At 48.0% G+C, this 18,754-nt stretch carries 19 protein-coding genes; 11 read left to right on the plus strand and 8 right to left on the minus strand.

Going from position 1 to position 18,754, the window contains the following annotated elements; genetic code table 11:
• From LKK83_RS26225 to LKK83_RS26235, 3 genes are all read left to right on the plus strand, one after another.
• On the plus strand, positions 1 to 194 hold a 194-nt coding region (locus LKK83_RS26225; protein ID WP_324634420.1), incomplete at its 5' end, for a hypothetical protein.
• Between the two features lie 257 nt (positions 195 to 451).
• On the plus strand, positions 452 to 1,018 hold the full coding sequence (locus LKK83_RS26230) for an S-layer homology domain-containing protein (RefSeq protein WP_324634421.1): 567 nt from the start codon (positions 452 to 454) through the stop codon (positions 1,016 to 1,018).
• Between the two features lie 138 nt (positions 1,019 to 1,156).
• Complete coding sequence (locus LKK83_RS26235; RefSeq protein WP_324634422.1) at positions 1,157 to 1,447, plus strand: cupin domain-containing protein; 291 nt, start codon at positions 1,157 to 1,159, stop codon at positions 1,445 to 1,447.
• Between the two features lie 93 nt (positions 1,448 to 1,540).
• On the opposite strand, the gene LKK83_RS26240 is transcribed toward LKK83_RS26235, so the two are convergent.
• The 4 genes from LKK83_RS26240 to LKK83_RS26255 form a co-directional block, all read right to left on the minus strand.
• Complete coding sequence (locus LKK83_RS26240; RefSeq protein ID WP_324634423.1) at positions 1,541 to 2,254, minus strand: biliverdin-producing heme oxygenase; 714 nt, start codon at positions 2,252 to 2,254, stop codon at positions 1,541 to 1,543.
• Positions 2,255 to 2,505: 251 nt separating this feature from the next.
• Complete coding sequence (locus LKK83_RS26245; RefSeq protein WP_324634424.1) at positions 2,506 to 2,802, minus strand: type II toxin-antitoxin system RelE/ParE family toxin; 297 nt, start codon at positions 2,800 to 2,802, stop codon at positions 2,506 to 2,508.
• The gene (locus LKK83_RS26250) at positions 2,799 to 3,050 is read right to left on the minus strand and encodes a ribbon-helix-helix domain-containing protein (protein WP_324634438.1); all 252 of its coding nucleotides are present in this window, start codon (positions 3,048 to 3,050) and stop codon (positions 2,799 to 2,801) included. The genes LKK83_RS26245 and LKK83_RS26250 overlap by 4 nt, the downstream gene beginning before the upstream one ends.
• 193 nt (positions 3,051 to 3,243) lie before the next feature.
• The gene (locus LKK83_RS26255) at positions 3,244 to 4,593 is read right to left on the minus strand and encodes an NB-ARC domain-containing protein (protein ID WP_324634425.1); all 1,350 of its coding nucleotides are present in this window, start codon (positions 4,591 to 4,593) and stop codon (positions 3,244 to 3,246) included.
• A gap of 244 nt (positions 4,594 to 4,837) precedes the next feature.
• Between LKK83_RS26255 and LKK83_RS26260 the strand changes: the two genes are divergently transcribed.
• The 6 genes from LKK83_RS26260 to LKK83_RS26285 all read left to right on the plus strand — a co-directional run bounded on the left by LKK83_RS26260 (position 4,838) and on the right by LKK83_RS26285 (position 11,573).
• Complete coding sequence (locus tag LKK83_RS26260) at positions 4,838 to 5,719, plus strand: GTPase family protein (protein ID WP_324634426.1); 882 nt, start codon at positions 4,838 to 4,840, stop codon at positions 5,717 to 5,719.
• A 48-nt stretch (positions 5,720 to 5,767) separates the two neighbouring features.
• Complete coding sequence (locus LKK83_RS26265; protein WP_324634427.1) at positions 5,768 to 6,064, plus strand: hypothetical protein; 297 nt, start codon at positions 5,768 to 5,770, stop codon at positions 6,062 to 6,064.
• Positions 6,065 to 6,537: 473 nt separating this feature from the next.
• A complete protein-coding gene (locus LKK83_RS26270; RefSeq protein WP_324634428.1) occupies positions 6,538 to 6,861 on the plus strand; it encodes a hypothetical protein in 324 nt (107 codons plus the stop codon).
• A 648-nt stretch (positions 6,862 to 7,509) separates the two neighbouring features.
• On the plus strand, positions 7,510 to 7,806 hold the full coding sequence (locus LKK83_RS26275; protein ID WP_324634429.1) for a glutaredoxin family protein: 297 nt from the start codon (positions 7,510 to 7,512) through the stop codon (positions 7,804 to 7,806).
• A gap of 150 nt (positions 7,807 to 7,956) precedes the next feature.
• A complete protein-coding gene (locus LKK83_RS26280; RefSeq protein ID WP_324634430.1) occupies positions 7,957 to 9,462 on the plus strand; it encodes a UDP-N-acetylmuramoyl-L-alanyl-D-glutamate--2,6-diaminopimelate ligase in 1,506 nt (501 codons plus the stop codon).
• A gap of 383 nt (positions 9,463 to 9,845) precedes the next feature.
• Entirely contained in the window at positions 9,846 to 11,573 is a 1,728-nt protein-coding gene (locus LKK83_RS26285; protein WP_324634431.1) for a DICT sensory domain-containing protein, read from the plus strand.
• A 240-nt stretch (positions 11,574 to 11,813) separates the two neighbouring features.
• Here LKK83_RS26285 and LKK83_RS26290 read toward each other — a convergent pair whose 3' ends face one another.
• A complete protein-coding gene (locus tag LKK83_RS26290) occupies positions 11,814 to 13,580 on the minus strand; it encodes a sensor histidine kinase (RefSeq protein WP_324634432.1) in 1,767 nt (588 codons plus the stop codon).
• Positions 13,581 to 13,940: 360 nt separating this feature from the next.
• Here LKK83_RS26290 and LKK83_RS26295 point away from each other — a divergent pair, with 360 nt between their 5' ends.
• Entirely contained in the window at positions 13,941 to 15,338 is a 1,398-nt protein-coding gene (locus LKK83_RS26295; RefSeq protein ID WP_324634433.1) for a TldD/PmbA family protein, read from the plus strand.
• A 146-nt stretch (positions 15,339 to 15,484) separates the two neighbouring features.
• Here LKK83_RS26295 and LKK83_RS26300 read toward each other — a convergent pair whose 3' ends face one another.
• The 3 genes from LKK83_RS26300 to LKK83_RS26310 all read right to left on the minus strand — a co-directional run bounded on the left by LKK83_RS26300 (position 15,485) and on the right by LKK83_RS26310 (position 18,427).
• Complete coding sequence (locus LKK83_RS26300; RefSeq protein ID WP_324634434.1) at positions 15,485 to 16,948, minus strand: hypothetical protein; 1,464 nt, start codon at positions 16,946 to 16,948, stop codon at positions 15,485 to 15,487.
• Between the two features lie 43 nt (positions 16,949 to 16,991).
• Positions 16,992 to 17,600 (minus strand): dephospho-CoA kinase, encoded by a 609-nt coding sequence (coaE, locus tag LKK83_RS26305; protein ID WP_324634435.1) that lies wholly within the window; start codon positions 17,598 to 17,600, stop codon positions 16,992 to 16,994.
• Between the two features lie 191 nt (positions 17,601 to 17,791).
• Complete coding sequence (locus tag LKK83_RS26310; protein ID WP_324634436.1) at positions 17,792 to 18,427, minus strand: S-layer homology domain-containing protein; 636 nt, start codon at positions 18,425 to 18,427, stop codon at positions 17,792 to 17,794.
• A gap of 101 nt (positions 18,428 to 18,528) precedes the next feature.
• Here LKK83_RS26310 and LKK83_RS26315 point away from each other — a divergent pair, with 101 nt between their 5' ends.
• Positions 18,529 to 18,738, plus strand: a complete 210-nt coding sequence (locus tag LKK83_RS26315) for a hypothetical protein (RefSeq protein WP_324634437.1) — start codon at positions 18,529 to 18,531, stop codon at positions 18,736 to 18,738.
• Positions 18,739 to 18,754: the final 16 nt, after the last annotated feature.

The raw sequence follows: 18,754 nt of genomic DNA on the forward strand, positions 1-18,754 counted from the left end.
AACTCTCCACTGTAGGGATGGAAAAAAACTGTACCGCTAACCGGAATAGTTTTTTTGGCCACCAGCGCCCTATCGGTAAAAAAACTGTACCGCTAACCGGAATAGTTTTTTCCCGCCAGTCCTACCCTCCACTGCAGGAACGGCATAACTGTTGTAAAATCGCCACGGTTGTAGAGGTGCTTGCCCTGGAATGACAGAAACCGCTGCCGATCGCATCAATCTGAGAAACGCTATCGTTACGATGGGCATTACCCATCCGACAGGGGAATAAGTGAGCAATCCCCTCGCGCCTAGGATGGGAGAAAAAATTTTTACCTGAAAAAGGATAACTCCGGAGAGGTGGAGGAGTTCGCCGTATTTCCTAATCGATATCTGCGATCGCCTCTCTTCCCTGGGATGGCGAGGGGCAATCGCGGTTCGATTCAACGTTTTTCTATCCTTTCCCCCAACTATGACGCAAGCTCAAGCTATCTCCAAAACCATCGAACGAGTTCTGAATGCAGGTCTGATGAGTAATAAATCCGATGGCGATTTTCATCCGGAAGCGATTGTGACTCGGGCAGAACTGGCGAGCATTTTAGCCAAAACTTTCAAATTAGAGAAGCGAAATACAGCGGCGAAAGAAGACATTGAAGTGAAAGATGTCAGTCGCGATCGCAGCGATTATTCTGCCATTCAACTGGTGCTGAAAACCGGGGTAATGAGCGGTTATCGCGAAGGAATGTTTTTCCCCCACCAAAAAGTCAATCGTGCGGAAGGATTTGCGATTTTCGCACAAGCATATGGCGTGTTTCAGTTTTCCGAGGATACGGTGGCCGAAATTTTAGGACAATATCCTGATGCGGGAGAAGTTCCAGACTGGGCCAAAAAAGCGATCGCCACTGCATTGCAAGAAGGATTTGTAAATACGGATGTTTATTTGCAAATCCTCCCGTTAAATCCCATGACGCGCACCGATATGGCGTTTGCTTTGAGTCAATATCTAGACAAACAACAGCAAGCGAGTTTTTCGCAATAGTCACAGGTTTGTGAAGCTGCGATCGCCCGTTTGTTTCCTACAGGGGTACGGCAATGTCGTACCCCTTTGTTTGTGGCGCAAGCAGATGATAAGATAGCTGAAAAATCACCACCCACGAACGACAACATAGGAGGCAGAATGGCAACCGAACAAGTGACGTCCATTCAGATCGAACGTCAACCCAGTGCGGAACGCCTGGAAGCTTTAGGGGTTTATAATTGGCCCATTTGGTCGAAGTCAGCTTCGGAATTTCCCTGGACCTATGACGAATCGGAAACTTGTTATTTCTTAGCCGGCGATGTGGTGGTCACGCCAGAAGGTGGCGAAGCGGTAGAAATGGGGAAAGGGGATTTGGTGACGTTTCCGGCGGGAATGTCTTGCACCTGGAAGATTCGCAGCGAGGTTCGCAAGCATTACTCCTTCGGATAGGCGATCGCCAAACTCAGGTATCCACCATCGACTATCCACAATAATCAAAGAAAGCAAATAGCCGATGGCTGATACCTGAGCCCTGGATCGAGTTTATTCGGCGGTTGCCAATTCGGTGCTACCGCGAGTGCGGCGGCGGGTCAGAGTATTAAAGAGCATCTGACCGATCGCTTTAATCAAGCTGCCTTCGAGTTCCATGAACATCTTCATGTTCAACCCGAACGCATCATTGGCTTCCTGCACAATGCGATCGGCAGTGGCATCATCGATGGGCAACTCATCCATTGCCTGACGATACTTGGCTTTAAATGCCTTTTCGTCGGCAATATCCTTGAACTCGTAGAAGGCAGTGCCTCCATCGGTTAAATTCATCCCCCGTTGGGCGATGCCTTTGAGGATTTGACCCCCCGACAAGTCACCCAGGTAGCGGGTGTAGGAGTGCCCCACCAGCAGTTCCGGTGCAGTTTCCGACACTTCCCGGATCCGCTGCACGTAAGCTTCACCTGCCGGAGTTGGAGCCACTTCCTCCTGCCAATTATTGCCGTAGTAGTAGGCTAAATCTTGCTCTAAACTCGCCTTGCGGTTCAGTTCGGGATAGTAAATTTTCGACAGGATCGGATGATTCCGGTGGCGTTCCATCTCCTCTTCCATCGCCGAATAGACGAAGTAGAGGTTGCCCACCAGCTTCCGGTAAGAGTTTTTCTCGACGGTTCCTTTTAAGAAGCACTTGATAAAACCGACGTTTTCTGCCATTGTATGGGACTTTTTGGTGCCCTCACGCAGTTTTGTTGCTAAATTGCTACTCATTCGCTGTTTTACTTACCCACTTTCAGATGTACGCCGACCCTATCCGCTTCTGGATAAGGCCAAAAAAATACCCACTACTTCGTTACCTTAAAATGAATTGATGAGAATTTGTATTAAGATTTTTAAAGATTTTTCCAGACTCCTCCCAGACAGTTCCCAAGGCAGATGGAGCCTTGTTTCCGTTACATCCGCGATCGCAGCGAATTCCCGGGAACCACAGGCAAACTTTCTTAAGTAACAATGCTTATTCCTCATCCTCCCACTGGAAAATACCCCGCCAATCCCGATATCCACTCACCACCCGCACCACCTCTATCCCATCCGGGATTTCTCGATAAAATTAGGTAATTGTCCACCGGGAAACTCCGTAACGGCGGATTGAGTTGCTCCCATCGGCGTCCCATCTTGGGAAAGTCTGCCAGTCGTTGACATTGCTGTTTCATCTTCTCCCGGAGTCGCCTTGCTGCAGCGGGATTATTGCCCATCACGTACTGGTTAATCTCTCGCAAGTCCAGTCTTGCTTGGGGGGAAATAATATATCGACTCATTTTACGGCTTCCGAAGCTTGTGTCATTTGAGCTTCAAGGCGCTGACTTTCCGCCTCAAGTTCGGCAAAAACTGTTTCTCCATCAATGCCTTCCCCGCGATCGAGTGATTCGATTTCCGCAGTGATTTTCTCCTGTAACTCCGCTAATTTTTCCCGATAAAGAGTTTCGCGCGCTTCGAGCAACTGTAGCGCCGCCGCCACCACTTCTTCTTCCGAAGCATATCTGCCACGGTTGATGGTGGCGCGAATAAATTCTTGCTGTTTGGGGGGTTAGGGAAATTTCTATAAACCGTTTTCTGTGCTAGGCGATCGCGTTTATTTTATCATGTTTTTGGTCATTGGTTATGTGGTAACAGGTCATGTGGTAACAGGTCATGTGGTAAGAGGACAAATGACCAATGACTAATGACAAAGAACCAATGACTAATGACTAATGAACCCCTTAATTTTTGTCGCAAATTCTAATATATTCGCGAATCAACTGAGAACAATCGAACAAACTCTTTTCCCCTTCTATGCGTTTGAGTAAATGACGCCTGGTTAAAGATTGCAGTCCATTAATCATATCCATCAGCGGCATCTCTAATCTTTCTCTTAACTCTTCCCTGGAAAGGGGACAATCCGAGTGGGCTATTTGGCAAATAATCTGTTGCTCTATCGGTGACAATCGAGCAAATGTCTCATTGAATCTGCCTTTCATGTCAGCGGTTAAAAGCAGAGTGTTCTCCGCCAAAAAATCCGATACTTTCCCCGAAAATATATCGGCGATCGCACTGGCCACATCTTGTAAGTAAACCGGATTTCCTTCATAAATTTTTATCAAGGTTGGCCAACTCCGCTTATCTTTTAATCCCCGATTGCTGAGAATCCGGGAGCTTTTCAAGCCTTTGACTTCTAGCATTTGCACTGGAACGCCCTCGTCATCCACCCCAACTCTCATTTCTTGGCATTGCTCTTGAGCGATTAAGATTAAACTGCTTTGATGCTCAATTTCTGTCATTTTTTCAAAAAGGGTTTGGTAGTTTTTATAAGTTGATTTGTATTGCCCTGCCAATTCCCCATTCATAAATAATTCTTGCACATCATCCAGGATTAGCAAGCATTTTTGCTGGCGGAAAATAGCAAAGAGTTGAGTTAAGTGGGTGGCCGATAAAATGGTTTCGGTATGAGTTAGGATTAAAACATCAGCGATAATGCTATCTAAAGAGGGAGAGAGTTTGATGTTTTTCCAGACGACTACATTAAAATGTTGCAGATTCAGGTCAATCCACTGTTTGACAAGAGTGGTTTTACCAATTCCCGGGGTTCCGACCACTGAAATGAGACGAGTCTTTTGATGAATTAACCAATGGGAAAGCGTTTGCAACTCAGTGGTGCGATCGCAGCAATTCCTGATTTTTGGGGCGAGGATTAAATCGTGAATTGCAGCGTTTTGAGGCGGTTGATTGTCATCCCTCACAGATTCCCGCTTATCGGGTTGAGGAGGAGGGTTACACAGACTAACATTACCATTGACCAATCCAAAAAATTGAGAATTTATTGCTCTCTCAATTGTCCAGCAAAAATTAGATTTGGTTACCTTTTCATCTAATCCTTGCGATAAGACCTTACATAACTTGCGACTAACATCGCCGATATAGTTTTTATCGTATCCAAATTCCTCAGCAATGTTATTGTAAGTTTGACCTTGCCACAGACCTTGAACTACAGCTTTTTCCAAGTCGTTGAGGTGTTTACCGGTTTGCTTCGCCACTAACCGATCCACAACCTGTAACACTTCTGCGATCGTCATAGAGCTTAGGTGGGGTAAGGGTTGTAGCCATTATAGCTTAACAGCGATCGACAAAATCAGGTTTTTTCTGGTCTTTCCTTAACATTCCGTTACAAAACTACCGATAAAATCGGTTTTTTTATGTTGCCCGATTCAGACAGGGAATTTAGGATAGGAGGAGATTTAAGTTAAAGGGAAAAACATTATGCATGAGTTACGGGATTTGCTCGCGGGGTTAGCCAGAGACATTAGAGGCGATCGAAAAATGTCAGAGGAGGACTTTGAGAAAATCTCTCAGCAAGTTGAAGCCGGGGTAGACAATGAGCCCCCTCCTCGTTTCGCATTTATTGGTGAATGTGGAGTGGGAAAATCCTCTACGCTTAATGCACTATTTAATGCAGGATTAGAAGTCAGTCATATCGAAGCTTGCACGCAAACGGTGAAAGGAGTGGAGGTTTTTTGCAGTCAAGTAGACGGGGTTAAAGGAGGCTTAGTTGCTTATGATATGCCTGGATTGGGCGAGAGTCAATTAAAACAGAGAGAACATATTAAACTTTATGAAGAAGTGCTGAAAGATGTGGATGTTGCTTTGTGGATTTTAGATGCACAGAATCGGGCGATCGCATCTGTCCAGCAATATTTGCAAACGGAATTGCAAGCTATTCATCCTCAACTTTTGGAACGGATGGTAATCGCGTTAAATAAGGTGGATTTAGTTTATCCTGGTGCAACCGATTGGATTGATAGTGCTAATTTACCCAGCGAGCAACAGGAAAAAAACATCCACGGAAGAGTCAAAGATGTTAACAAAAGAATTCGGGAAGTCTTACCTCATTGGAAAGGAAGAATCGTAGGCTATTCTGCTTATCGCCGCTACAACTTACCTCAACTCTTTAATGCCATGATGGATGCTGTACCTAGGAAAAGAAAATGGGTCGTTGCCTCTCGTAAAGCATTAGCTGATTTTCGGGAATTAGTCGATCCTCAGCTACTGCCCCCAGAAAAAAGACCACAAAGAGCAATCCATCAACAGCCTCAACCTGAAAAAATTTCAGATATGCTTGCTAATATGCCTCCTGACGAATATGCTAAATTTGCTACAGATCGAAGGGCATTTTTAGCATGGTTACGGCAAAAAGGACTGTAAGTCACGATTCAAGCACGATCGACTGTATTGTATTACTGAGGTCAAACAATGACATACGTTCCCGATCGAAATCATATTCCTCCGGATACTGCAGAGAAAATCCGAGCGAGGCTTCGAGAAAGAATGAATCAAAAACTCGCCGAAATGGACGAGTATGAACTGAGTATTTTAGACAAATCAGAAAAAGACTTTCGAGACTTTATTGCCGACTTATTCAAATCAATTGCCGCCATTTTTGGTTATACTGTCGGCGTAGTGATTGGAACTACTTCAGAAATAGTAGACGGCGTAAAATCAGGCTGGGAAAGTGGGTATAAGACAGGGCGTAGAAAAAGGGACACTTAACTCTAAAGCGAAATCCCTCCACCGCCTCAAGCGGCAAAAATTTCAGCAATGGCTGCTAAGCTAGTACGCAAATTATTGTACATATTTACTGGGGGGGGAATTGAATCCTCGGGAGAGCTGTTCCCAGGGTGAACCCTGGGAACGAGGGCAACGGAATCCTGCAAATTATTTGGCACAAGTGCTTAGTATGAATTCAGAATAATTTGCAAAAATTGCTGTAAATCAAAAGGTATTTTTACTGTTTTAAAAGCAAGTAAATAATTTCACAGGCGATTTTTATATTCAATAAAAATTCTTTTTTAAACTGCTATTAAAATTGCATTTCGGGATAGAATTAATATTTATATTCATCAGTTATGAGGAAGTTACGCTTAGCAAATCAGCCAATATTTATTGCTTTTTAACGTATTGAAATCGGTTTTAAATTGTGTTTTTCAAATTGCCAGACTAAAAAGATTATAATTTGTTAACGAATGATGAGTGAATGGATGGCCTTGTTTTTTCCTAAATGTCCCAGTTGTGGTAAACAATGGGGCACAACCAATCATAGAAACTGTTTGTTAAATGGGGAAATTCTAGTGGAGCCTTATAAAAAACAGGTAAAATGTGAACTATGCGGAGAGCAATGGCAGATTCTCAATAGCAAATTTTACTGTTCTTGTGGATATCAATTTTACTCTTCTGAAGTAGAAGATGCAATGTCCACTCATCAATTATTAAAACATCGCTTACTGCAAAAAATAGAAGATATTAATGATTATAAAAAAATATTACATAAAATCAAAACAATCTTTTAGAGACTGGGCTTACGATATTAGTTACGAAATAGGTTTACTATTAGGTAGCACCGTCCCCCAAGCACAATATTTAATTTTTAATTTATTTGAAACCTGGCGATTGTAAAGTGTTTTTTTACATTAAGCAAATAAAGGTCTAAGTGATTTTCATTTGACTGCCAATACCTCTATACCGTCGTTCCTAAATGATGGTTTCATAAATCGGCTGAACCTCCACCCAAATCAGGTTTATTTCAGCGTTCGCCTCATCTGTAGTAGGATGCTTAATTTACCTGACTTAACCCGCATCGAGTAGCGCCTTATGAAACGCCGAGCGCTTGGCAGTTTCTTCTCGATTCCCTAGCTACATTTGAATCCGGCGATCGCTCAGTTCTAGTTCTTCGATTTCAAGCATCTCAAGCGAATCGACAATTTGCTTTAAGCGAATACATGTCATTTTTGCATGCCGATAGAATAAAGTATTTGTTGTCATCATTTGTCCCGGGTGATTCCGCCCCGGTTATGGCTCAACTGGCCCGGAGAGTAGTTGAGCTTTCACCCGCTTGCATCCAAGTCCGCAGAATAGGGTCAGATAGGGGAAGCGCTGTAGAAAGCCGGGGGGGAACTTTCGCGATAAGATAGCATTGCTGAGATTGAGAAAACCCAACCATGCGATTAATTTTGTACGGGAAACCGGGGTGCCACTTATGCGAGGGATTGCGAGAGAAGCTCGAACAGATTGAAGAGTTGGACTTCGAGTTAGAACTCAGAGACATCACCACCAAGGAAGAGTGGTGGATGGCGTATCAGTATGAAGTGCCGGTGCTGTGTCGAGGGGGGACTGGGGGTGCAGGGGATCTGGAGGGAGAGAAAGAAGAGAAGCTTCCGCGACCCTCGCCGCGTGCCTCAGTGGAGCAGGTGAAGCAAATGCTACAAAAATATTATCCAAAAAATGCTTCACAATAGGCGAATTAAATCCCAAAGCGAAAGGCAAGGAGAGGTGGAACCAACTGGCGCGAAATCCTCCGGAAAGAGGGTTTAGAGCCTTGTTAACCAACCACATCAAGCCCGATCGCCCAAATCAACCACCCCTATTGTGAACAGAGGAATCGACAGATGAAGCTCAGAGAATTATTAGCCAGCGTTGCGAAACCGTTACAGATGCCCAGGGAAGACGCCCTAGACATGGAAGTAACGGGTTTGAGTACCAATTCTCATGGGTGCAAACCTGGGGATTTATTTATTGGGATGCCCGGGACCCGGGTAGACGGGGGGGACTTTTGGCCTTCGGCGATCGCTGCAGGGGCAGTGGCGGCGTTAGTCACTCCCGAAGCGGCGGAAAAACAGCATCCGCAGCAACCGGCCAATTCCGTGGTAATTCCCGTTGCCGATATGACCCAAGCTTGTGCCGCAGTAGCTCAGACTTTTTACGGCGAACCGGCCAAACAGCTCGATTTAGTGGGCGTCACCGGCACCAACGGCAAAACCACCACCACCCATTTAGTGGAATTTTTGCTCAACCGCGCCCAACGGCCCACCGCCTTGTTTGGCACCCTATACGCCCGCTGGCCCGGATACGAACGAGTGGCAACCCATACCACGCCATTTTCCGTAGAACTCAACGCCCAATTAGCCGCAGCAGTAAAAGCGGGGTGCAAACATGGGGTAATGGAAGTCAGTTCCCACTCTTTAGCCCAGAGACGGGTGCTGGGACTGCCCTTTGAGGTGGGGATTTTTACCAATTTAACCCAGGACCATTTAGATTTTCACCGGGATATGGAAGATTACTTCCAGGCAAAGGCGCTGCTGTTTAGCCCGGAGTATTTAAAAGGGCGGGCGGTGATTAATCTCGACGATGAGTATGGCAAGCGATTAATCGAGCAGTTAAATGCCGATCGCCTCTGGAGTTACAGCACCAGCAATTCCAGCGCCGATTTGTGGACCTCTGATATCACCTATGAATCTGCCGGCGTGAAAGGCATCTTGCACGCCCCGATGGGAGAGGCAGAATTTTCCTTACCCTTAGTCGGACAATACAATTTGGCAAACATGCTTGCGGCGGTGGGTGCGGCCCTGCATTTCGGGATAGAATTGTCCCAGATTGTGGCCGGATTGCCCGAATTTCCCGGCGTACCGGGCCGGATGGAGCGGGCGATCGCCGATCCAAAGCAAGATATTAGCGCGATCGTGGATTACGCCCATACCCCGGATAGTTTGGCCAACGTGCTACAAGCGACGCGACCTTTCGTCAAAAATCAGTTAATTTGCGTATTTGGCTGTGGGGGCGATCGCGACCGCACTAAGCGCCCGATCATGGGGAAAATTGCCGCCGAATTGGCCGATAAAGCCATCGTCACCTCGGACAATCCGCGTACCGAAGACCCGGAGCAAATTTTGCAAGATATTTTGCAGGGAATTCCGGAAGGGACAAATCCGCAAGTCATCAGCGATCGCGCCGAAGCCATTCGCACGGCAATTCTGGAAGCGCAACCGGGAGATGGCGTGGTAATTGCCGGCAAAGGACACGAAGACTATCAAATTCTCGGGACGGAAAAAATCCACTTTGACGACCGAGAACAAGCCCTCGCCGCCCTCGCAGAACGTCTCGCTAATTTAGGTTAAAACATCCCCCGTAGGGGGCAAAGCATTTTCCCGCCCCCTATCGGTTGCGCGTCGGTCAAATGATGAATCTCCAATCCAATTCCCGAAACGATAAAATTAAAGTAATCCTTCTGCGGCAAAAATTTTCCCCGCATTTCCCACGCCGAGGGAAAAAGCCGAAGGGGTTCCTCAAAATGGGGCACTCTAGCTACCGATCCATGCTGTCTGTACTCGCTTTCCTACAGGCGGGACTGAAGGCGATCGCGTTACACTGGTGGGATCTACTAGGCTGGCAGAACCAGAATAGGAAAACCCGAGTTGGGGAACCCGCAAGTCATTTGCCAGTTGGCACAGCCATCAGGGTACACATCGGAGTGTCCTCTTGTATGAAAGAGTCTTAAGTGATGAATCCATCAACAACTCAGGATGTGTCTCTCTATGATTGCGCCCTCAGCGCGATCGCGCCACCGCACCCTTTACAAGTGTCTCAGGACACACTCAAGGGCAGCATCGGTGCGCTCATGGACTTGCTCATCGAGCAAAAGATTCCGGCTACCCTATGGATCAGACTCCCGCAATGGTGGGAGTGGCCCGCGCAAATCGAACGCTATCGCGAATGGGTGGGAAGTTCTGACCCGCTTTACATTTTTAAGTCGGGTCCGGAGACGGAAGCGGAATTTTCGACCCCCGGTGATTTGGAGCGATCGCATCCCGAACAAATCTCAGGGCCTCCTTACCGTCACCGAGTTAGTCCAGACGAACCCCCGGCATCGAGAGACATTACCCGAACTCGCAGGCAGAAAAACAGACGTCAGCGAGAAGAACGTCAGAAACCCGAGAAATCCCTCTGTGGAATTGAAGATAATTCCCTGATTAGCGATGAGGGGGAATTTTTGGTGCCGGCAAAAACTCCCTCCCCGGTATGCGAAATTCAGCTAGCGGCGCACAGCAAACTACAACAGGAATATTTTCTGTTGGTGCTATCGGCTAAATTTTGCGCCATGATTCTGGCGCATCAACCGCGATCGGTGTTTCCGGAGGAAGGGGATGAAGAGCATTACCCACGGGCGTCGCACCGCAAGCGCCCCCTGCTGTCCCTCTATTCTTTCGACCCCCAGACGATTCAATTAGTCCTCGATGGACTCAAACCAGCGGTGAGTTTGGGTCGTTGTCTTCGCTTCCAGTCCGATAACGAGTCGGAGGCGATCGCCACTCAGGGGGGGACAATTTGCGAGAGTCTGCTCGATACCTGGGATGCGCGGTTTGGTTCGGTGAAGGTACCGCCTCCAGATCCGGTGCTGTTGGGCCATTTGTTGAGCAAACAAATTCAACACCAAGAGCAACAGTTGCATAATGAGGCTCGAGACGAAGAACTCGAACTTTTGCAACACCAAAACGAAGAATTGCTCGATACCCTGCGCTTTAAAGACGAATTCCTCAACAAAATCGGTCAGGAGTTGCGGATGCCTTTAACCAACATGAAAACCGCACTCAGTTTGCTCGACTCCCCCAAACTCAAACCCGCCCAACGGGCACGCTATAGTGCTTTATTGCATCAGTCTTGCCAGCGGCAAAATTCCCTGATCGATGGGTTTTTAGAACTGGTGCGCCTGCAAAGCGAAATCGACCTGACTCGCATGCAGGAAATTCATCTCGGGGATTTGGTTCCGGGTATCGTCACTACTTATCAACCCTTAGCGCAAGAAAAAGGTCTGGTACTCGCCTACACCCTTCGCAGTAATCTGCCGCCGGTTTTGGGTGCTACGGAATGGCTGAAAAAAATTCTGATCGAGCTGCTGCATAATGCGATTAAATTCACTCCCGCCGGGGGTGAAGTTTGGGTGCGCGCTAAACAACAAGGCGATTACGTACAACTTGACGTTCGCGATACCGGGGTGGGTGTTCCGGCGTCGGAAATTCCAAAAATATTTGAGGCATTTTATCGCGGACGGCAAGCAATTAATGAAGATATGGAAGGTGCGGGATTGGGGTTGACTGTGGTGCAACAATTGCTCCTGCACAGTGGCGGTTCGATCGCAGTTAAAAGTCGCGTCGGTCGCGGTTCTATCTTTAAAGTTCTCTTGCCTATTTATGAAGATACTGACCCGCTATGGCCGGAAGATGAGGAGTGAAACAAACGGTAAAGGGGACAGTCGATCGCCGTTCTAATAGCGGTGAGTCATCATTAACTTTTTTCTAGGTTTCCCCAACAGAGACAATGACAGATTTAGCTTGGATGCGTCATCTCTAACGCAATCTATGCGATTACCGAACGGTTAAACTTTAATTGTAACGCTTTTTTCGGAAATTGTAAAGACGCGACATGTCGCGTCTCTACAAAACTTTCCAGGATTAACGTTACCCTTGCTATTTCACCCACTTTTGCTGGTTTCTCCCCGCAGTTCTAACGGTAGAAAAATGGTCAATACTTGACCTTGTTGGGGTCGGTTGCGGACGATGAGTTTGCCTCCGATCGCTTGGAACAGATTTTTGGTGACACTCAGATTTAGACTCAAATTGCCGGTTTCTGGCTGAAACATCAACATCTGACCGATGGATTTCAAGGTCTGCTGGGTGGAAGTGGTCTGGGCGGGGGTGAAAACTCCGGGCTGTTTGGAGTGCAGTTCTACTTTCAACTGATGACCGGCAAGCACTACCTCGACTCGCACGTTACTTCCGGCGGGTAAGGTGGAGGTAAAGTTTTCGATCGCCCCGGTTAAAACGCGATCGAGCAGGGACGGATCGCTGACCACTGGCGGCATTTTGGGCGGGACGATCGCATCGAGGGTCAGGTTGCGTCGGGTGGCTTGTTTTTGCCACCGGGGAATGCAGCTATTAAACACCTGGGTCAAGGAGGTAGATGTTAGATGCACCGGCTTTTTCGCATCGCTGGCGGTTTCTAATTCTACGGCGCGGAAAATCAACCCAAAGCGATCGATTTGCTCGCTACATTCGCGATCGATGGCTTCTAAACGTTTGATGACATCTGCATCTAAATTGCGCCGTTTGAGTAATAGTTTGGTCAGGGTGCGAATGGTGGCTAATGGGGTGCGGACTTCATGGGCGATCGCTTGCAACAATTCCACATCTAAGGCGGGAGATTGATTTCTAACTCCTTTCTGGTTGGAACTTCGCAGTTCGTCTAGTCGTTCGTTTAACGGGGTTCTAGTACCATGCACTGATGAAGTGCTGGCTGTCTCGGTTTGGCGATTTTGACCCGCGTCTTTCCCCGGGATTTCTATGACATCACCTCGGTTTTCATTGCACTTCAGGTGCGGGCGAATTGTGGCCACAGAAGTCTCGTTTTCGGTGGTGACCAGAATATCCATCGCGCCTGCAGACCATGCCCGGGGATTGGCATGTTGAGGCAAGGGGTGAATGATGCTGGATACCTCAGTTGTAGCGGGTTGGTGGAATTTCGGCGCATCCACCAGGGGGTCTTCCAGGTGCCAGGGTTCTGGCAGGCGATCGAGCAGTTGTCGCGTAAAATCACAGACGGTTTGGTAATGGGGCTCGCGGGGTGCAAACTGCTCGAAATCCCGATCCAAGGCAGCAATTGCTCCCTTATCCTTCAGGGGCAATACGCGCGATCGCAAGGCTTGCCACACCAGATGAATCGCCTGCGGATCGAAGGAAAACTGAAACGCCGGCTCTCCGGAAGCGTCGGATCCATTCACCATCGCCAGACTAAACCCAGAAGTGAGTACCAAACAAAATTGTTCCTCGGCTAAGGGGTCTCCAGACATTAACGGCAAAACGGTGGGTGCTGAGGTGGCGCTACACTCGCCCGAGGTGGGCAACAATTGCGAAGGCAACCATCCGCCCCGCTGTTGCGGCGCGCTCAATGTCCAAGTGGAAAAATTCTCTAGCAATCCGGGCTGACTCAACATCGGCACCGGACCGCAGACCACCAAGCCGTTGATTTCTCCCACCAGCAACTCATTCAATGCCGCGATCGCGCCATACCAGTGGCGATCGGCTCGCACCTGTTTGTGCCAAATCTCCCTACGGTGGCGCTTGTCATTCCCTGCGTCTTGCCCTACCTCATTGTCCCGGTTTGCCTGACTCTGGCACCGGCTATTCTGCGGCGAGCATTGGGTCAAAACCTCACTAATCGTTGGTAATAGCCAATTGTACATTAAAATATACCCCCTTTAATCTCTGGGCGAACGGTGAATGATATAATTTTCAATAATCAATCCACAAGGCAAAAATAGAAAATTCTCGTTTAACCCTTGACGCTTCTAATGCCGGGTTATAACTCTATTTCTAGCCTATCGGGAGATGGGAAATCAATAAATTCGTAGAACCGAACAAACAAGTCGCAATCTCCGCTAATTGTACCCAGATCCAATGCCTAGCGGTTCGGCGATCGCTTCTGGTCGCAGGGGATGGGGCATGAATCGGCACTCTTGTCATGGTCTCGGGCAAAATTGAATCCCTAAACTCCATCTCTGATGCACAATAAAAGCAGTTGCATTGGAAAGGTTTGCCAAAACATGTCTCAATTGCTTGCGGATGCCAAAAACCTACTGTCTGACCTGATTGCACGCTATTGTGCCCGGGTGGACTATCTCGCCATTCGCTTGGAAGAAGCGGAAGGGACGGATATCTTTTTGCGTGCGGACAAGATCGAAACCCTCAGCGAAGGGGTTTCGATTGGGGGACAGGTACGGGCGTGTTATAAAGGCGGCTGGGGCTTTGCCAGCTTTAACCAGCTCTCGGGACTTGCCGAACGGATCGAAGAAGCGATCGCGGCGGCGCGATTAGTGGGGAATGAAGAAACCCTCCTCGCCCCGATTACGCCCATACAAGCCATTTCCCAGTTAGCCCTCGCCGGCACTGACCCCCGACAGGTTCCTTTATCCCACAAAAAAGCATTATGCGATCGCTACACTGAAATCCTCCGCAGTGTGGATAACCGCATCACTACTACTTCGGTTCGCTACAGCGACAGCGCCCAGCGCATCCTCCTGTTTACCTCCGAAGGTACCATCCTGGAACAGTCTTGGGTGGATATGGAAATGCGATTTGCTGCTACCGCCCGCAACGGCGAAACCGTACAAACCGGTCGGGAAACCACTGGTTCGCGCAAAGCGTATGAAGATTTAACCTATCTCGATGCTCAAGTGCGTGGGGCGGCACAAAGAGCTGTGGATGCCCTCTCCCTTCCTCCCGTGAAAGGCAACACCTACACGGTGGTGATTGACCCCATTCTCACCGGTCTGTTCGTTCACGAAGCCTTTGGGCATCTCTCGGAAGCAGATATGGCCTATGAAAATCCCGATGTGCTTGAAGTGATGAGTCTGGGCCGCCGTTTCGGTCCGCCAGAACTGCAAATCTATGATGGTGCTTCGCCCCAAGGGCATCGCGGTAGCTACCAATATGACGATGAAGGTACCCCCGCTACCACCACTCAGTTAATTCAAGATGGGGTACTGGTGGGACGCCTACACTCGCGCGAAACGGCGGGCAAACTCGGCGAACAACCCACCGGCAATGCTCGCTGTCTCAATTACCACTATCCCCCCCTGGTGCGAATGACCAATACTTGGATCGAGCGCGGTAAAACGCCGGTGAACGAGTTATTTTCCGGGATTAAAGACGGGGTTTACGCTCGCAATTGGCTCGGCGGAATGACTAATGGCGAAATGTTTACCTTTAGCGCCGGCGAAGCTTGGATGATTAAAAATGGTGAATTAGCCGAACCGGTACGCGATGTCACTCTCTCGGGCAATGTGTTTAGTACCTTGGCGGATATCGAAGCGATCGGCGATGACTTTTATTGGGATGAATCCGGCGGTTGCGGGAAAGGCGGACAAAATGGTTTGCCCGTGGGCTGTGGCGGTCCGAGTCTGCGAATTCGCAATGTGGTGGTCGGCGGCGAATCGGCCTAAAAAATTCCTGAAAATGAAGACTTGAAAATTGATAATTTCTCGCATTTAATTTTCAGTAAGCCATTAGGTTAGTTATTCTGCCTGGAAATTGGTGGGAATGCGGTAGAGACGCGATTCCGAAGCGTCTCTACGAGCATGATTTTTTTCTAGGCTTCGTTTTTCTTTCTAACTTCTGAATAAATGGAGTTGTTTTCCGCCTCTTCGTCGAGTTTCTGAACTTCTTCTAGGGTGGCTTCTGGGTCGGTTTGGGTGGTTTTGACCACGTAGTTTAATTTCACTTCTTCTAGCAAATCTCCAAGGAGGGCTTCGAGCTCTTCTAGGGTTTCTTTATCACGCAAGGCTTGCCGAAATGCGGCATTAAATTGTTCGGTGAGGCTATCGAAGAGTTCTCGTCCTTTCACATCGGCGTAGGAGGAGGCCAAAACGCTGACGGTGGTATCGGCGAGATTGCTGGCGAGTTGTTCGAGGACTTCGGCGGGAAGATGTCCCACGCCGGGAATTTGTTGCAGGCGTTGATAAAAACTGGAGTCTTTAAAGGCTCCTTGAATGCTATAATGAAGTAATGCTTCGAGTTCGGGTTGAATGTTTGGCAAAACTTTATAGATGGTTAATTCGAGCAGGCGATCGCTAATCACCTCCACTTCATTAACTGGGTTGACTTCTATATAAGAAGAACTCGGATATAATAGGGATTCTGCTACCTCACCTTCGGCGATGGATTCTTGGGCTTGATTGATGACGCGCACCATGACAAATTGAGACAGGCGATCGGCTAAGTTGGCGGCGGGTTCGTGGGTCATTTGCACCAATATTCTCTTAAAATTAACTAACCCACTTTGTTGCAGGCGCACGGTGACGGGCAGAACGCGCAACCACCGCCAAAAAGGAAGAAATAAAAATATATCGTACCACCGTCTCAACATGGCATCAAACCAGTTTAAATCCGGATTGCGGCGATAGCGGAAAAAGGTTCGCACGAGAAATTCTACCCCGAACAAGCAAATAAAGAAAATATCAAGCCGCCAAAATTCATCCACAAATTGGCCGTAGTCGTCTACTAAACGAAAATAATTGGTGGAAATTAATGGGGCAATTTGACTGTTAAAAAATTCCAGTTCGCTTTCCCAATCTGTGGCAAATAAATATTCGGAACTCCAAAAGGTTTGAAAGGCTTCTCGCGCATATTCACTGCCTATGTGTTGCTGCATCCGCCGTTGAACTTTCGCGAAGGTGCCGAATTTGCCAGAAGCCATAAAGGGGTTTTCATCCAACATGGTCTGACTTTGAATGCTTAAGGAAGTGAGTAAATCCTCCACTTTGGGCGCGGTGAGTTCGTTTTGCGGCTGATGCAGTTCGGCAGTTAATTTATCGGCGGTTTTTAAGTATCTTTCCGTGTCGGGATGCGGTTCGATGCCTTTGATGGGGTCGTACACCACCACCAAACTGGGAAAGTGTCGCAAGTAAAAATCTCTTGCGGGAATATAGCTGAGGTTGAACAGTCCTAAAAGTAAGTTAATGACTGCAAGAATTGCAATCAGTTTTTTAATCCAGACAATGGGTCCGTAGGTGTTTTTTTCGGCGGGAGTGCTACTGGATGTGGTTGCTTGCATTTTCAAGACAAATTTAACGCCTTGCGCTTTTTCTGGGGAAACGCTACATCTGCTTATTATCGCCGAAAGTTGTCACGGCTGCATCTATCTGCTGGATGAGCTGCTCTCGGGTGGCGGAGTTATCGAGCACCACATCGGCCCGATCGCGTTTGGTCTCGATGGACATTTGACTGTGGATGCGCGCTTGCGCTTGTTCGGCGCTGAGGGCGTCTCGTTGCATCAGTCGCGATCGCTGCTGTTGCGGGGTGCAGTACACTACCCAAATTTCTGTGGCTAAATCGGTCATGTTGGCTTCAAATAACAGCGGGACATCCAGTACCACGATCGCGTCGTCTGTATTGTGGGCATCTTCCTCCAGGCGATCGCGCACGTAAGGGTGAATCTGTTCCTCTAGCCACTGCTTTTCTTCCGGATTTTTAAAGATAATTTCTCCCAGCTTTTTTCGCTTTAGAGTTCCATCCTCCTGCAGCATTTCCCCGCCGTAGCGTTCTGCAATCCGCTTTAATATCTCCGACCCCTTTTCTACCGCTTGGCGCGCGTAAACATCAGCATCGAATACTGAAATTTTATGCCGCTTTTTCAGATAGTTAGACACGGTACTTTTCCCGGTGGCAATTCCTCCGGTTAATCCAACAATTCGGCGATTAGTCATTGGTCACTGGTCATTGGTCATTGGTCACTGGTCATTAGTCACTGGTCACTGGTCACTGGTCACTGGTCACTGGTCACTGGTCAATTGTCATGTAGTAACAGGTCATTAGTAATTGGACAAAGGACAAAGAACAAATGACAAATGACCAAGGACAAATGACCAATGACAAATGACCAATGACCAATGACAAATTACATGGGTAGGTCGGGGATTGTGCCGGGGTTTTCTTGTTTGGCTAAATAGCGACTTAAACTGTAAGCGATATCGGCTCTTGTCATGGGTTCTAAGGGAGAAAGGGAGTTGTTTGGTCTGACATTGACCAATCCTTCAAAGAGGGCGGTAGCCATTGCTTGTCTGGCCCAATCGGGAATTTCAGCCGCATCGGGGTATTGGGATAAAATACTGGAAACATCTGCTTCATCGAATAGCAATACGCCAAATGCTTGGGCAAAAATGGCAAATCCTTCGGCGCGAGTTACGGGGCGATCGGGATAAAACATGCCGTCGCGATATCCACTCATAATGCCGGTTTCGAGGACGATCGCGATATCGTTGTAGGCCCAATGGGAGGGGGGAACATCGGTAATGGCAACTGGGGGGTTTTGTTGGGTGTCTCGCTTTTCTAGTTGAAAGGTTTTCACCACAATGGCGGCGAGTTCGGCGCGCATCACTTTCCTTTCGGGATGAAATTGTCCGTCGGGATAGTTACTCATCAATCCCGCATCGAGCGCTTGTTGAATGGGATTGACGGGCGTTTGCGCCTGTAGGATATTTGGGAAGGTTTGTAACAGTAAGGTTAAAGAAAAAAGACTGACAAGTTTTCGCATGATTCTGCTGACTCCAAATCAGAAATAGCGGCGATGAGTGGGAGAGGGAATAATACACTGGTTGCTTTTGACTCCCAAATTATCTAACGGGTTTCAAGGAAATGCAAGGTCAAATCCGCCCCCAGCAGGGGATTGAAGGGGCGATCGCCAATTTTTATCCGCCACAGATTCCCGCCGTACCCACCGGATCGTCGCCGGATCCCAAACTTCCCTCCTGGGGCGGTGAGCAATTTTGCGGAAGTTGGACTATATTGATACTCCCCGCGCTGAAGACGCGGGGATTCTTAAGCAGTCCAAAACTGAACTCTTAAAGGCATTATCAAAGTG

It is taken from the genome of Phormidium sp. CCY1219, from assembly GCF_035615515.1.
Taxonomy (GTDB): Bacteria; Cyanobacteriota; Cyanobacteriia; order Cyanobacteriales; family Laspinemataceae; genus CCY1219.